Source organism: Pseudoalteromonas sp. NEC-BIFX-2020_002 (genome assembly GCF_013002825.1).
GTDB lineage: Bacteria > Pseudomonadota > Gammaproteobacteria > Enterobacterales > Alteromonadaceae > Pseudoalteromonas > Pseudoalteromonas neustonica.
Window position 1 is genome coordinate 108,516 of the sequence record NZ_JABEPJ010000009.1, and the last position, 15,859, is coordinate 124,374.

Annotated in this window: 12 protein-coding genes; 6 read left to right on the forward strand and 6 right to left on the reverse strand. The window is 41.2% G+C overall.

The features are described 5' to 3' along the window. Positions 1-402: 402 nt before the first annotated feature. The 3 genes from HJP15_RS11830 to HJP15_RS11840 all read right to left on the reverse strand — a co-directional run bounded on the left by HJP15_RS11830 (position 403) and on the right by HJP15_RS11840 (position 3,964). Complete coding sequence (locus HJP15_RS11830) at positions 403-2,283, reverse strand: methyl-accepting chemotaxis protein (protein ID WP_170173857.1); 1,881 nt, start codon at positions 2,281-2,283, stop codon at positions 403-405. A gap of 122 nt (positions 2,284-2,405) precedes the next feature. Beyond that, on the reverse strand, positions 2,406-3,434 hold the full coding sequence (locus HJP15_RS11835; protein ID WP_170173858.1) for an MJ1255/VC2487 family glycosyltransferase: 1,029 nt from the start codon (positions 3,432-3,434) through the stop codon (positions 2,406-2,408). Next, positions 3,431-3,964 (reverse strand): phosphatase PAP2 family protein, encoded by a 534-nt coding sequence (locus tag HJP15_RS11840; RefSeq protein ID WP_054204894.1) that lies wholly within the window; start codon positions 3,962-3,964, stop codon positions 3,431-3,433. Before HJP15_RS11840 ends, HJP15_RS11835 begins: the two co-directional genes overlap by 4 nt. Positions 3,965-4,179: 215 nt before the next feature. Here HJP15_RS11840 and rraA point away from each other — a divergent pair, with 215 nt between their 5' ends. Both rraA and HJP15_RS11850 read left to right on the forward strand, forming a co-directional pair. Beyond that, positions 4,180-4,677 carry a ribonuclease E activity regulator RraA gene (gene rraA / locus HJP15_RS11845; RefSeq protein WP_054204895.1) on the forward strand — a complete coding sequence of 166 codons (498 nt, stop codon included), beginning with the start codon at positions 4,180-4,182 and terminating at the stop codon, positions 4,675-4,677. 2 nt (positions 4,678-4,679) lie between these two features. Continuing rightward, positions 4,680-5,738, forward strand: a complete 1,059-nt coding sequence (locus HJP15_RS11850) for an arginase family protein (RefSeq protein ID WP_170173859.1) — start codon at positions 4,680-4,682, stop codon at positions 5,736-5,738. On the opposite strand, the gene HJP15_RS11855 is transcribed toward HJP15_RS11850, so the two are convergent. Together HJP15_RS11855 and hutI are read right to left on the reverse strand one after the other, a co-directional pair. After that, positions 5,735-7,393, reverse strand: coding sequence for a GGDEF domain-containing phosphodiesterase (locus tag HJP15_RS11855; protein WP_169326902.1), 1,659 nt, complete (start codon positions 7,391-7,393; stop codon positions 5,735-5,737). The genes HJP15_RS11850 and HJP15_RS11855 overlap by 4 nt on opposite strands. Positions 7,394-7,523: 130 nt before the next feature. Beyond that, positions 7,524-8,771, reverse strand: a complete 1,248-nt coding sequence (gene hutI, locus HJP15_RS11860; RefSeq protein ID WP_054204897.1) for an imidazolonepropionase — start codon at positions 8,769-8,771, stop codon at positions 7,524-7,526. 110 nt (positions 8,772-8,881) lie between these two features. Here hutI and hutC point away from each other — a divergent pair, with 110 nt between their 5' ends. The 3 genes from hutC (at position 8,882) to hutH (ending at position 12,879) form a co-directional block, all read left to right on the forward strand. Further along, positions 8,882-9,589, forward strand: a complete 708-nt coding sequence (gene hutC / locus HJP15_RS11865) for a histidine utilization transcriptional repressor HutC (RefSeq protein WP_054204898.1) — start codon at positions 8,882-8,884, stop codon at positions 9,587-9,589. Between the two features lie 81 nt (positions 9,590-9,670). After that, complete coding sequence (gene hutU, locus HJP15_RS11870; RefSeq protein ID WP_054204899.1) at positions 9,671-11,344, forward strand: urocanate hydratase; 1,674 nt, start codon at positions 9,671-9,673, stop codon at positions 11,342-11,344. A 2-nt stretch (positions 11,345-11,346) separates the two neighbouring features. Continuing rightward, positions 11,347-12,879, forward strand: a complete 1,533-nt coding sequence (hutH, locus tag HJP15_RS11875) for a histidine ammonia-lyase (RefSeq protein WP_170173860.1) — start codon at positions 11,347-11,349, stop codon at positions 12,877-12,879. On the opposite strand, the gene HJP15_RS11880 is transcribed toward hutH, so the two are convergent. Beyond that, entirely contained in the window at positions 12,876-13,646 is a 771-nt protein-coding gene (locus tag HJP15_RS11880; protein WP_170173861.1) for a Rossmann-fold NAD(P)-binding domain-containing protein, read from the reverse strand. The genes hutH and HJP15_RS11880 overlap by 4 nt on opposite strands. A 129-nt stretch (positions 13,647-13,775) precedes the next feature. Here HJP15_RS11880 and HJP15_RS11885 point away from each other — a divergent pair, with 129 nt between their 5' ends. Beyond that, positions 13,776-15,803 carry a methyl-accepting chemotaxis protein gene (locus HJP15_RS11885; RefSeq protein ID WP_054204902.1) on the forward strand — a complete coding sequence of 676 codons (2,028 nt, stop codon included), beginning with the start codon at positions 13,776-13,778 and terminating at the stop codon, positions 15,801-15,803. The last annotated feature ends 56 nt before the right edge of the window (positions 15,804-15,859 follow it).

Genomic DNA, 15,859 nt, shown 5'->3' on the forward strand with positions numbered 1-15,859 from the left:
TAGTAATACTCGTGTTAGATTATCGATTATTTAAACATGCCAATACTAATTAAGCGCTAAGTTTCCCCTCATTTACTTCTCATTCCCTTCTCTTTGTGCAAAAGATCTTTAACTGAATTATTCACAAGGAAGTTAACTAGAGCCTGAGATTGGCGTAGGTCGTGCTTTAGCGCGTCAATTCCAATGGTTAATTGATTTTCGCCATAAATGACGACCTACAGGATGAATAATTAGGCTTTGTGGCTAATGGATTCAGCTCAATAAATCTGTTGTTTTTTCCTCATTTAATTACCCAAACAAAAAAGCCATAAGCTCAAAGCAACTCAAGGCTGCTTAAAACTTATGGCTTATAACTTATAACTTATAACTGACGGCTGACGGCTGACGGCTGACGGCTGACAGCTAAACCTTAAACTTATCAATCGCTTTATGAAGTACACGTGCTTGTTCAGATACTTCTTCACTTGTTTGTGCATTGGTCACTGAATGGGCCGATGCATCTTCAGCAATATCACGTATCCGTACCACGTTTTTATTTACTTCTGAGGCGACTTGGCTTTGCTCATCAATTGCCGTTGCTATATGCGTACTCATATCCATAATCGTTTGTACATCTTCAGTAATCGAGCTCAGTAACTCACCCGCTTTAGTCGCTTGTGCTGCGCTTTCTCCACCTTGTGTACGGCATTGTTGCATGATGCTAACCACTTCTTGAGTGCGCTCTTGTAACGTTGAAATAATACTTTCTATTTCTTGCGTTGAGCTTTGAGTACGTTGCGCCAACGAACGAACTTCATCTGCAACTACAGCAAAGCCTCGCCCTTGCTCACCCGCACGAGCAGCCTCAATTGCGGCATTTAATGCCAATAGATTAGTTTGCTCAGCTATCGCTCGAATTACATCAAGTACAGACCCTATAGTCTCACCATCTTTTTCAAGCTGTGATACAACACTAGAGGCTTTACCTAAAGATTCAGATAATTGATTAATATGATTAACTGTTGATTCAACTTCACGGCGGCCTTGCTGAGCACTCACATTCGTTGATTCAGCTTTTTTAGCTGCGGCTTCTGTATTATGTGAAATATCTTGAATGGTTGCCTGCATTTCAGTTGCAGCGGTTGCCACCATATCAGCTTCATGAAGTTGTTCTTGCATACCTGAACTTGTTGCCGCAGTTGTTTCTGATAAATGCTCTGTTGCTACATTAAGCGTTTTTAGCGCCGTATTAACTTCATAAATAAGTTTTTTAAAGTCGCTAATCAAACTATTAAAGTCAATTGTCATCGTGGTTACTTCATCCTTTCCTATCTGCTCAATAGTAAGGCTTAAATCATTGTTACGACGAATCTCATTAATTGTATGATAAACCCGTTCAATGGGAATAATGATAGATTTGCTTGTAAAGTAAACGAGCGCCATTACGATTATACTGGCAAAAATAAATATAATAATTGCAAACATCTGCGCATCACTGGCTTGTTTTTCAACTTGCAGCTTTATATCGCTGGTAATTTTAGAGACAACCGCATCACTTTCTTTTACGCTTGACTTCATTTTACCTAATGCACCTGAATTTAAATCAAGGCCTAAAGCAACTTGCGCTTGAACTAGTGCATCAAACTTAGTTTGGTAACTACCAAGTAAGTTTATTAGCTGACTTTGGTAACCACTATCAAAGCCTGCTTGAGCTATTTTTTTATTCAGTAACTCAGTAATATCATTAAACTTATCAAGATACTTAATATCAAAGCGTAGCATAAAGTCTTTTTCTGAACGGCGCAGCTGCAACATTAGCGAAAGAAGTTCGTAGTTTTCACGCTCTTTCAATAGCGTCTCTACTTGATGTACGGCACCGCGCAACTCACCATAAAGGGCATCTTTTGGGTGTAAACCAATTTCTCTTTGTAACACTACAACTGTATTAAAATCTTGGTAATATCGCTCAGCTAATATTTTAAATTGATCGACTTCTTTATTTGGTACACCTAACTCATCAGTAACGGCTTTAAGCTTTGATATCTTAGCTTCAAGTTGTTGGTATTCATTTTCGAATAGCGCAAAGTCCTCCTCTTGCTTATAGAATAAAAAGTTCTTCTCAAACTTTCTCATAGATAGTTCGTGGATATCTAGCTCTTCAGCGTATTGAATTGTTTCATTTAACTTAAGCATAATGCGTGCTTCATAAATGATAACAAATAACATTACGATCATAGCTAAACCAACGACTACCGCATTGAATTGCAAGCGACGTTTAATCGTCAAATTTTGAAGTAAACTCATTAACAACAGCCCTTAAATTGGTCTCACCATATAGTATAGTTAAATAATATTTTCTTCGCGCATATTATCTAACAATTTATAGACAATTTAAGTCAGTTGCCTTATTTAAGCACCAAAAGTCCTCAACTGACTCCTGACCACAATGATCTATGAAGTTGGTGTGTACTTCCCCACTGCCGAGCCGTTAACCACTCAATCAACGGTTGCGGATCGCTTGGGAAATTAATTAACCTTTTGTTTTCACTATTAATCCAATCATCTAATGCATAAGGATTTAAATACCTCATTACATGAGCCGCTTTCATAGCAAGTAACGTTTGTGCATTCGCATCTTGCTCAAATTGACCAGCTAATGGCTTTAACAATAATTTTTTACCTAATTTAAGCGCTTCACTTGACAGTTCAAAACCAGCATTAGCAATTACGCCACTTGCGTTAGCTAAATCGTTTAAAAACCCCTGGCGTGATAACCCTCTCAAATGAATGTGAGAGCAAGACTCATTGCTTGCATTGGGGTGGTAACAGTAAAATTCTTTTTCAGGAAAATCTTTTAGATAATCGACCACGCTAGTCAGATTTTCAAAAGGTAAATACACCAACACTTTATTATCGACACTTACAGGATTTTCATGAGGATGATTAGCAATAAAAGGTGGAATAATATTATCGGCAAATGGCTGCCAATGGACCCCTAAGTAAATATCTGCTGGGGCATAACACTTAATTAATGAACGATGGAATAGCCCGTGTCTAAACATTGGCACCTTTGGTGATAAAAAGGCAGCTTGATGACTCATGCCAATAACAGGTACGCCTTGGCGCTTTGCAGCCCAAGCAGTGATAGGTTCAAAATCATTAAAAACAAAATCATAACCAGATAAGTCCAACTGCTTTATATCAGACAACAATTTACACATTCGCGCATTTTTAATTGTACGATAACTATTTATTTGGCCATTTTGTGTTGAGAAAGATAACCCGCGAAAGCTGCGATAGTTAGTGAATGCCTCCATATCAAAATAATTTTCCTGAGCTCGTCCTGAAAAAACATAATCAACGTCAATATTCATACTACTAAATGCGTTTGCCATCACGCGAGCTCGTGTTATGTGGCCGTTTCCAGTTCCCTGAATACCGTACAATACCCTCATAAATAACCCACCACTAGTATGGCTGCCAAACCACAACTTGAACCTATTAACCCTCCCAGTACAACATCGGCAGGAAAATGAACACCTAGCACAACTCGGGATGCAGCAACGCCTACCGCCCATAAAAACCACACAACGCTTAATTGTGGAAAATATTGAGCAAGAATTATTGCCACTAAAAAAGCCCCCGCACTATGGCCTGATGGCAAACTAAATTTGTCACCCGGCACAATATACGCGCCTTTCACTAAGCAATCACAAGGACGTACGCGTGCAAACCCATTTTTAGCGATATAGTAAATAGGACGCTCGATTAAAAAGCCCAGTAATAAAGTAACCGCCAACAGCTCTTGCTCGCTACCTAGCCAGCTAACAGCAAAAGCGATAACAAGATACAAGCCTCCGTTGCCACTTTTAGATAACCCCAATGCGGAATTTTTTAGCCATAAAGGGGAATTACCATTAAACAACTTAAGAAATAAATTTTCATCCAGCTGCGCAACCTTCTTTAATATATTGTACTCACTCATTGCTTGCTCCTTTTTCATGCAAACCTGTGCACAATTTCAGCATAGGTGCTAGAAATAACAATTAGGTGAAAGTTTTAAGACACTAATATTGCTTTTACTGTTTTAGCGCATTATTTGTTTAAAAAGAGCGCTATTTACTGGTATTAAGTCGTTGTTATTGCGTTTCAGCAAGGTATACTGAAGTACAAGCTAACGTATCTTTAGAGGATAATAAAATGGATTACAGCACTTCAGATTTATGCGATCACTTTGCCGACGTGGTCGACGTGCTCGAACCTATGTTCATCAATTTTGGTGGCCGTCATAGCTTTGGTGGTCGCATCAAAACAGCTAAATGTTTTGAAAATAATGAACTGATCCGTGAGATACTCTCTCAAGAAGGCGAAGATCGCATATTGCTCATTGACGGTGGTGGTTCTACACGTCGGGCACTTATTGATATAGAGCTGGCAGAGTTAGCCACAGAAAATAACTGGCAAGGTATTGTTGTCTATGGTGCAGTGCGCCATGTTGACGAACTTGAAGAGATTAATTTAGGTATTCAAGCAATTGCATCTATCCCTGTCGCTGCTGATAGCGAAGGCGCTGGCGAAGATGGCATTGGCGTTAATTTCGCTGGCGTGTCTTTTTTCGATGATGATTATGTTTATGCAGATAGCACTGGTATTATTTTATCTGGTGAAGAACTTGAACTGGAAATCATAGAAGACTAAAAGTGACCGCCTACTTAAATATCTACGATGAAGCGACTGTTAAACCTTGGTGCAACAGTCGTGCAAATGAAAAAAAAGCATGGCAGTCAATCGCTCTCCTCGACACCCATGTTGACCCATTACAAGCGATGCAAGATGCCGCCCAATTTGGTATTCGTTATGTGCTCATTGGCATTTGTGAAGATATCGGTCCTCGCGCTAATGTAGGTAATGGTGGTGCGCAAGATGGCTGGCAAGCATTTGTTAAACGTTTCTTAAACCAACCCGACAACCAATTTTTAGCCAGTGATAAGGTATTACTTTTAGGCGAAGTTGATGTTGCCGATTTAACCCTTGCTGCATCAAGTTTAAGCAATCAACACCCAAGGCAACTTGAGCAATTACGTGACTTATGTGCCCAACTTGATCAGCGTGTTGAGCAAGTTTTAAGTTTAATATTTACTGCAGGTTTAGAGCCAATTGTTATTGGCGGTGGTCATAATAATTGCCTGGGTATTATTCGCGCATTAAGTAAACATAAAAATAACCCTATTAATGCGATTAATTTTGACCCTCATGCTGATTTTCGCGATTGCGAAGGTCGTCATAGTGGTAATGGCTTTCGTTATGCTTATCATGAACAACTCTTAAATAATTATCATATTATTGGTATGCACGAGCTAAAAAACAATCAAGCAATTATTGATGCTTTAGCTGCTGCCAACTTTAACTATGATAGCTATCAGTCACTGCAAGTAAGACGTGAAAAAACACTTAGCGATGCATGCCAACAAGCTTTGCAAAACTTAACAGATGCACCACTTGGTGTTGAAGTCGACCTTGATAGCATTTCATTAATGCCCGTCAGCGCGTATACCAATTGCGGTTTTAGTGTTAGCGACGCAGAACATTTTGTGCATTTAGCTGCTAGTCAAACAAATAGTCACTATTTACATCTATGTGAAGCAGCACCAAACCAGCACCCTAGTGGATTGCAAGCAGGTATTAACGATGCCGGACAAATCATTTGTGCACTAGCTAATGCGTATTTACAAGCGCGGGAAAATGTAAAAAGCGTTTAATGCTCAAGCTGCCATTGCTTTAACCATGTAATCATCCCTACACTGCTTAGCGGATGACTAAAGTAATAGCCTTGTGCAGCGTAAGCATTTAAACTTTTCACAAAATTGAGCTGCTCAATCGTTTCTACCCCTTCGCAAATCACTTTGGCATTCTGTTTATTATGCATTTCGACCATACCGCCAACTAAACTGCGAATATGACCTTGATGACTAAAGTCGGCAGTCAATGCTGGTGCAACCTTTACATACTCCACCGCTAAATTTGGTAATTTAGCTAACCAAACCGGGCTATCACCTAAACCATCAACGCATACCTTAATTCCAATACTATTAAGGCGTGCAACCATTGCTTTACCTTGATCATCTAAACTCATAAATAAATTTAACGGGCATTCAATTATCAAATCCCCAGGCTGAAGCTGGTGCTCAGTAAAAACATCATCAATAAAATCAATAAACTCTTCATTAAGCATTTCCGAACCAAACACGTTTATGCTCAAGGGTATCCTAATACCCTCCACACGCAGTGCCATTGCCAATTCTGCCGCACGTTCAATCACAAATGTAGCAAGTGGAAAAGCAAGCCCTGCAATACGTATGTCATCAATAAAACGGTGTGCTGATAATATCCCTTGCTTTGGGTGTTGCCAGCGTAGTAACAGCTCTAAGAACTCAATTTTTTCATCTGTATTTCTTATCACTGGCTGAAAATAGAGCTCAAGCTCTCGTGCAAAGTCTATATTAGTCAACTCTTTTAAGCGCGCCTGCTGCTCTAGCTGCTCTATTTTCATTTGTTGGTGATAAGCAACTACCTGCTGTGGTTCTACACTATCAAGCGCTAAGTAACCACATGAGATAAGATTATCAAAACTACCTTCCTGTTCATCACAATCTACATAACTCGCACGTGCCTTCACTTCAATTGTACAATTTGCGACATTGAAAGGCTTTAGAGTCGCACCTAATATTTGACTAATTAGCTGTTCATGCAGGTGCTTTTGCTGCTCCAAATTACATATAAATGCGAAATTTAACCCACCTAAATGTGCTAACTTTTGGTCCCCACCTAAACTAACAACTTCATCCATATTCAAAAACTCTTTAATACGATTTGCCGATTGAGCTAATAATAAATCCCCAAAATCTCGTCCTATATGTTGATTTACTTCTTTAAACCCTTCTAAGCGAATAATTATTAATACACCGCGATAATGCTGTGGCTCACGCCACGCATAATAACTATTACGTAATTGCTTACAACTAGGAAGACTCATTAACGGGGATGCTGCAGCAAAGCCTTCTTGCTCTAAGCTTTGTGTTTCGGTGCTGTGCGGCTCTAAATCTTGCTCATCAAAATAGCCAGATGCTGCCAGTATAATACTTGCCAATGTGACTAAAAATAAGGGTATGCCTAAAAGCAAATTAGCAGCAAATAATATTATGAATATTATTGCTGCGCAGTAACTTAGCGTGAGTAACGTTGAGTTATTTTGTTTAGATGCTTGCCATAAGTGAAGGCAAATGCTCAATGCTAACAACAATTCTAAATAAGGAAATGCAGCACTTAATATCGCTAGCGAAATAACTCCGTTGAGTATATAGCTAAATCGCAACTGCGATTTATTAACTACACACAAAGCGCAAACCATCGCCATCAATACCATACCGGCTAAAAAAACGGGTAACTGTGTATTGTTTAAAAAAGCGCTCCTTGCTGCGTATTCAAATCCAGTATTTGTTAATAGCGCAATTAAAGACATTGAGTAAGTACAACATTAAAATAGACTAATTAAGTCTACCCAATATCCACAGATTTAACAGTTTATTTACGCCTAATTGATAACTTAATTGCGCTGGGTGAGAAATTTGCCAATGTGCAATGTCAGCTCGTAGCCCTATTTTTAATTCACCACGGTCTTTTAAACCAAGTGCTTTAGCTCCATTACACGTCACTCCAGCTAAAGTTTCCTCTGGCGTTAAACGAAATAATGTACACCCCATATTCATCATTAATTGCAAAGAACACAAGGGTGAGGTGCCCGGGTTAAAGTCTGTTGAAATAGCCATTGGTACATTGTATTGCTTTAATAACTCAATTGGCGGCTGCTTAGTTTCACGTAAAAAATAAAATGCGCCGGGTAATAAAACAGCCACAGTACCCGCTGCGGCCATAGCCTTTACTCCCGCTTCATCTAAATGCTCTATATGATCTGCCGATAAACCTTTAAATTCAGCAACAAGCTCTGTGCCATGTTGGTTAGATAACTGCTCGGCATGGCATTTTACAGGCAAACTATGTTTTTTTGCGGCTGTAAACACGCGACGTGTTTGCTCATTACTAAAACCAACATTTTCACAAAATACATCAACCGCATCAGCTAAATTAGCTGCAACAATCTGATCTAACATTTCGTTACACACCAAATCAATATACTCATCACTACGACCTTTATACTCAGGTGGTAATGCATGTGCCCCTAAAAAAGTGGTTTTTACATCAACGGGATGATTTTCACCAAGTAGGCGCGCTACTTCGAGAATTTTTACTTCATTTTCGCAGTCAAGTCCGTAGCCCGACTTGATTTCAATCGTAGTTACACCTTCAGCATAGAGTGCATTGAGGCGATCTTTCGCCAGCACAAATAACGCTTCATGGTCAGCCTCTCGTGTTGCCCTTACAGTGCTGGCAATACCACCACCTTGCGCGGCAATTTGCTCGTAACTAACACCTTGCAAACGCTGTTCGAACTCTTCAGCCCGTGAGCCAGCAAAGACTAAGTGAGTATGACAATCTATTAAACCGGGTGTTAGCCACTGCCCTTTAGCAGACACTGTCGGTGTAGCTAACACATCAAATGTTGGTAAGTCACTTTGCTTACCAAGCCATGCGATATGACCATCTTTAACCGCCAGCGCCGCATTTTCAATTGCACCATACGGTGCATCAATATTGCTATCCATAGTGGCTATATTGGCATCAGTGATCAGTAAGTCCCAGTCATTGCTGTTATCTGTCGCGGTTAATGTGGTCATATCGGTTCCTAAAATTCTTTTTTATTAGTCTAGCAAGCCATCTTGTATATACAAGATAAATATGTCATCTTATAGTTAATAGGTAATTTAAAAAGATTGTAAAAACTCTAATGACGACACCTAAATTCGCACAAATAAAGCAGTTTATTGTTGATAATATTCGATCCGGCGCATGGCAAGAAAACCAACGCGTGCCTTCAGAAAACGAATTAGCTGAGCAATTTAGTGTCAGTCGGATGACAGCACGCCGAGCATTGAGTGAACTTACAGAAGCGGATATCCTCACTCGTAGCCAAGGTTTAGGTACGTTTGTTGCCAGCTTTAAATCACAATCATCATTGCTTGAAATTAAAAATATTGCAGATGAAGTTAAAGCCCGCAGCGGTAATTACAGTTGCACTGTGTTAGTACTTGAATCTATCAGCGCCGTTGCACCTATTGCCATTGCTTTAGGTGTTGAAGTAGATAGCCTAGTGTATCGCAGTGTATTGGTGCACAACGAAAATGATCAGCCGCTGCAAGTAGAAGAACGCTTTGTTAATCCTGCTTTGGCAAAAAGTTACCTACAACAAAATTTTACCGTATTAACGCCGCACGAATATTTATCGAGCGTTGCGCCGTTAACAGAAGCTCGCCACACAGTGGAAGCGATAATGCCCAACAGCGAAATGTGCCAATGGCTAAACTTATATCATGAAGAACCTTGCTTACAGGTTATACGCCGTACGTGGTCATCATCAGGCATTGTTAGCTTTGCACGTTTAGTGTCACCAGGGAGTAAATATCGCTTAGGTGGCCATTTAACATTTAAAAAATAAAATAATACACGAATCAAAAAGATGCGCTTAATTGCGTATTTTTTAAAACAAAATCAGTTGTATATACAACAGGAGTACTCCATGAACAACAGACTTGATGAATCTCGCGTTATCCGCGCGCCACATGGCGATAAGATCAGCGCTAAAAGCTGGCTCACAGAAGCCGCTAAGCGCATGTTAATGAACAACTTAGATCCAGAGGTTGCTGAGCACCCGCACTCGTTAGTGGTATACGGTGGCATTGGCCGAGCAGCGCGCGATTGGCCTTGTTTCGATAAAATAATCGAAACCCTCGACAGACTCGAAGACGACGAAACGTTACTCGTGCAATCAGGTAAACCAGTTGGGGTATTCAAAACTCACAGTAATGCACCACGGGTTTTAATTGCAAACTCAAACTTAGTGCCGCATTGGGCTAATTGGGAGCATTTTAACGAACTCGATAAACTTGGTTTGATGATGTACGGTCAAATGACTGCGGGCTCGTGGATTTACATAGGCTCACAGGGTATTGTACAAGGTACATACGAAACCTTTGTAGCGATGGCAAAACAACACTTTAATGGTAACGCCGCTGGAAAGTGGGTACTTACCGGTGGTTTAGGTGGCATGGGTGGTGCACAACCTCTTGCTGCAACCATGGCAGGATTTAGTGCTTTAGTTATCGAATGTGACGAAACTCGCATCGATTTTAGAATAAAAACCCGTTATGTTGATGTTAAAGCGACTGACTTAGATCATGCTCTTGAACTTATCAACGCTGCTTGCGCCAAAGGTGAAGCACTATCTGTTGGTTTACTCGGTAACGCCGCTGACGTATTTAGTGAATTAGTTAAGCGTGGTATTACCCCTGATGTTGTAACCGATCAAACCTCAGCTCACGACCCACTCAATGGTTACTTACCACAAGGTTGGAGCATGGACCATGCTGCAAAAATGCGTGAGCAAGAACCACAAGCCGTGGTTAAAGCTGCAAAGCAATCTATGGCGGTGCAAGTAACTGCTATGTTGGCATTACAGCAAGCAGGCGCGGCAACCACTGATTATGGTAATAACATTCGCCAGATGGCGTTTGAAGAAGGCGTGACAAATGCCTTTGATTTCCCAGGTTTTGTGCCCGCTTATATTCGCCCATTATTTTGTGAAGGCATTGGCCCATTCCGCTGGGTTGCACTCTCTGGTGATCCAGAGGATATTTACAAAACTGATGCAAAAGTAAAAGAACTTATCCCAGACGATAAGCACTTACACAATTGGCTTGATATGGCCCGTGAGCGTATTCAATTTCAAGGCTTACCCGCGCGTATTTGCTGGGTTGGGCTAAAAGACAGAGCGCGTTTAGCTCTGGCGTTTAATGAAATGGTTAAAAATGGCGAACTAAAAGCACCGGTTGTAATTGGTCGCGACCATTTAGACTCAGGCTCGGTGGCCAGTCCAAACCGTGAAACCGAAGCAATGAAAGACGGCTCAGATGCTGTATCAGATTGGCCATTACTTAACGCATTGCTGAATACTGCAGGCGGTGCAACGTGGGTTTCTTTACATCACGGTGGCGGGGTTGGTATGGGCTTTAGCCAGCATTCTGGTGTGGTTATTGTTGCCGATGGTACTGACGAAGCAGCTGCACGTATTGGCCGTGTATTATGGAACGACCCTGCAACAGGCGTAATGCGCCATGCTGATGCAGGTTACGATATTGCAATTAACTGTGCTACCGAGCAAGGCCTCGATCTACCAATGTTAAATAAGGAATAATCATGTTTGAACTTACTCTCACACCTGGCCAACTTGATTTAGCGACACTACGCCAAATTAATGTATCGCCAGTAAAATTGACGCTTGCCCAAGATAGCGAAATTAAAATCGCTGCCAGCGCACAAACTGTTCAAGACGTGATTGATCAACATCGTACTGTGTATGGTATCAATACCGGTTTTGGCTTACTCGCTAATACCAAAATTGCCGAACATGAATTAGAGCTGTTACAGCGCTCAATTGTGCTTTCGCATGCTGCCGGCATTGGTGCCTACATGGATGACAGTACCGTAAGATTAATGATGGTGCTGAAAATTAATTCATTATCTCGTGGTTTTTCAGGCATTCGCTTAAAAGTCATTGAGTTTTTTATGCAATTGCTTGAAGCACAAGTTTACCCTTGCGTACCAAAAAAAGGTTCAGTGGGTGCATCAGGTGATTTAGCGCCATTGTCACACATGTGCTTACCACTGCTTGGTGAAGGCGAAATGCGCTACCAAGGTAAACTAATTAGCGCTGTTGAAGGCCTTAAAATTGCCAACCTGGAGCCACTGACTTTAGCCGCAAAAGAAGGTTTAGCACTATTAAATGGCACTCAAGCTTCAACTGCATTTGCATTACAAGGTTTATTTCGTGCTGAGGGTTTATATGCGCAAAGCTGTGCGATTGGCTCTATCAGCATTGAAGCCGCAATGGGCAGTCGTTCACCATTTGATGCGCGCATCCATGATATACGTGGCCAACGTGGGCAAATAGATACCGCTGCAATTTTCCGCGAGATGTTAAGTGAGCAATCACAGATCAGTGAAGCCCATGTTGATTGTGAAAAAGTACAAGACCCATATTGCCTACGCTGCCAACCACAAGTACTCGGCGCATGTTTAACGCAGATTCGCCAAGCCGCTGAAGTATTATTGTGTGAATCAAATGGAGTGACTGATAATCCACTGGTATTTGCAGATGTGGGCGATATTATCTCTGGTGGTAACTTCCACGCAGAACCAGTCGCAATGGCAGCTGATAACTTAGCATTAGCGATTGCCGAAATAGGTGCACTCGCTGAGCGCCGTATCGCGTTATTAATTGATTCAAACCTATCAAAACTGCCACCTTTCTTAGTTGAAAATGGCGGTGTTAACTCTGGCTTTATGATTGCGCAAGTTACAGCTGCAGCATTAGCATCAGAAAACAAGTCACTGGCACATCCAGCGTCAGTCGATAGTTTACCTACTTCAGCAAACCAAGAAGATCATGTGTCGATGGCAACTTTTGCGGCGCGCCGTCTAGGTGAAATGGCCGACAACACGCAAGGCGTACTGGCAATTGAATGGCTGGCATCAGCACAAGGCTTAGAGTTTAGAAAACCATTACTCGCATCTGAAAAAGTTGAACAAGCCAAAGCAACTCTGCGCACAAAAGTTAGCTACTACGACAAAGACCGTTATTTCGGCCCCGATATCGAAGCAGCTAACTTGTTATTACAACAAGGCGAGCTGTGTAATTTATTACCTAAAGGCGTATTACCATCGTTTTAAATATCAAACTGGTAGTTAAAACCAAGTGATTCAATAGCCGAACCATCAATGATGCGTTCGGCACTTTCGTCACTAATAAAGGTAGGCGTCTGAGTACCATATTGCTGGCATTTTTGTTGATAATAATCTGCTTTTGTAGGGTGAGCAGGATTGACTACATTATAAATTGGCGCTGCAATTTGCCACTTATCCAACACGCTAATAATCGCATTAATCACATCTTGCTGCTGCACCATATTAACGCTTTGTCTACTTGAGCTTTGTAGTTCTTTACCAGCCACAAAACGACCAGGCTCTCGATCTGGCCCGATCAAACCACCTAATCTAAGTACTTTTCCGCCCGCATTTAAAACACACTGCTCAGCCTCAAGTAACGGTTGCTGGCGTGGGCTAGTTACTACGATCGGGCTTTGCTCATCATAAATTAAGTTATCTGGCCCATACACTGCCGTTGATGAGCATAATAAAAAACCTTTCGCATTCATATTACCAGCAAGTTCAATCGCTAACTTTAAAGTCTCTAAATAATGGCTATCAGCCTGACGACTACGGGGGGGTATAGCACACACCCACCAAGCATCTTGTAAATCGAGTTGATGACTTAACTGATTATTTTCAAACACCAATCGGCGCTGAACTGCATGTTGATGTTCAATACCACGATGGGTTCCTTGCACATCCCAGCCTTGTGCTAGTTGCTGCAAACATAAAGGGTGCCCAAGCCAGCCTGCACCTAATACAATTAAACGTTCTTTTATTGTACCCACTTTGTAACATCGTCCTTACAATTTAATAAAATGTTATTCATTTGTCTTACCTCACAATATGGAGATTAGGACTAATATATGATTAGATAAGCTTGCTTACTCTACTAAATAATAAGAATGTGTGCACTTATGTTAAAAAATTTATCATTGCGAAAAAAAATATTATTGCTAATCGGTGGCACTATCACTGTGCTGTTGATCGCTGCTTCATCTTACTTTGTTAATCATATCGCTTCATTATCACGCCAAAGTATTGAACGGGAAGCTCACAGTTATCTGCAAAGTGAGCAACTCTCAATGCAAGGTTATTTTGCCCAATACGGAAAACTGGTCAATACATTCGTTAATAATCCCCATTTAGTAAATTGGTTTGATGCATGGGATAAACGAGATCAAACACTAACAGGTGCGCCTGGCTACGATGAAGTAAACCAAGATTTTGTGCGTATTAGTAGCAATGATGAGAATATCTTATCAGCATTTTTTGCTTCAGCTAAAACGGGTGAATACTTTAAAGAACACGAACGGACTACTCACTACAATGGTCAGCCATATTACGCGTATAAGAGAGGATGGTGGCAGGATGCATTAAAAATAAATCGCTTATATGTTGGCCCAATTTCAGTTGATCTAACAACTGGTAATGCTTCTGCCGTTGTGCAACAACCAGTGTATAACCAACAAGGTGAATTAGTTGGTTTCGGTGGTGTGGACTTACAGCTTAACAAAATCAATAAAATGGTTGAAGACGTTCGTTTTAATGGTCAAGGCTATGGCTTCTTGCTTGATGGAGACCAAAAAGTTGTTCATTTATCTAAACGTACTAATCATAAACTTTCAGTAACTGACGAGGGACCCAATGGCAAACAAGGCTTAGATGCCCTCGAAAAACAATTCAGCGATACTCAAGGATTTACTGAACTTAATCTGCAAATGAAGAATACTATTAGCGGTGATGCTACAGTCATTTTAAAAGGCCAAGAGTATTTTGTTGTTTATAACCGCTTACAATTAGAGCAGCCATCTTTAGACTGGTATGTGGGTATTTTAGTGCCAAGAACAATGATTGATGAGCCAGTTAACGAAGCCGTCATGACGACGACGACATCTGTTGTGGTTATTCTATTGATCATCATTGCAATGATCTTGTGGGCTACTCACATGATCTCAAAACCGATAATTACACTGACTCATATTATGCGCGACATTGCCTCAGGCGATGGTGATTTAACTCAAAAAATCACCATCGATAGCCAAGATGAAGTTGGCCAGCTTGCGTTGCACATGAATACATTTATCGATAAGTTGCGTGCCATGATGCTCGACACAGCGGCTCAAGCAGAACAACTAACTAACGCCGCGGCGCAATTAAAATCAGTGTCGCAAAAAACCAATGATGAAATTCAGCAGGAAAAACAACAGGTCGATAGTGTTAGTGCCGCAGTGACTGAAATGGCCTCTACAGTAATGGAGATCTCGCGTAACGCTCAACACACTAATAATGCAGCTGAAGAAGTGCAACATATCACCGCAGACGGAACATCGCGCTCGCAAAATGCACAAAGTGTGATGACGGCACTCGCTGAGCATATTGGCGAAGCATCAAAAGTGGTTGCGGGCCTTGAGCAAGAAAGTAGCAATATTGGTGCGGTTGTTGACGTGATAAATGCCATCGCAGATCAGACGAACCTGTTGGCGCTCAATGCTGCCATTGAAGCCGCGCGTGCTGGTGAGCAAGGCCGTGGCTTTGCTGTTGTTGCCGATGAAGTTCGATCGCTTGCAAGTCGTACACAAGAATCAACGGATGACATTCGCAATATGATTTCACGCTTACAGCAAATTGCGCAGCAAGCTTCCACTATGATGCAACAAGGACAAGAGCGCGCACAAAGTTCGGTGGCACAAACACAAGAGGTGTTAGATGCATTGCAGAACATTGCAGACTCAGTGACTAAGGTACAAGATCAAAGTCATCACATTGCCACCTCAACCGAGCAACAAACAGTGGTTGCTGAAGATATAAATAATAGCTTAGCTGCTATCAACCATTTAGTGAATAGTACTGCAGATCATGCACTTGAACTTGCAGACGAAGCGCGCGATCTCAATGATCTTGCAAGCTCATTGAACAATACTGTAAACCAATTCAAACTTTAACGACTCTACAAACCATAAAAAGAGTGCGCTTACAGCACTCTTTTTTGTTGCAGATC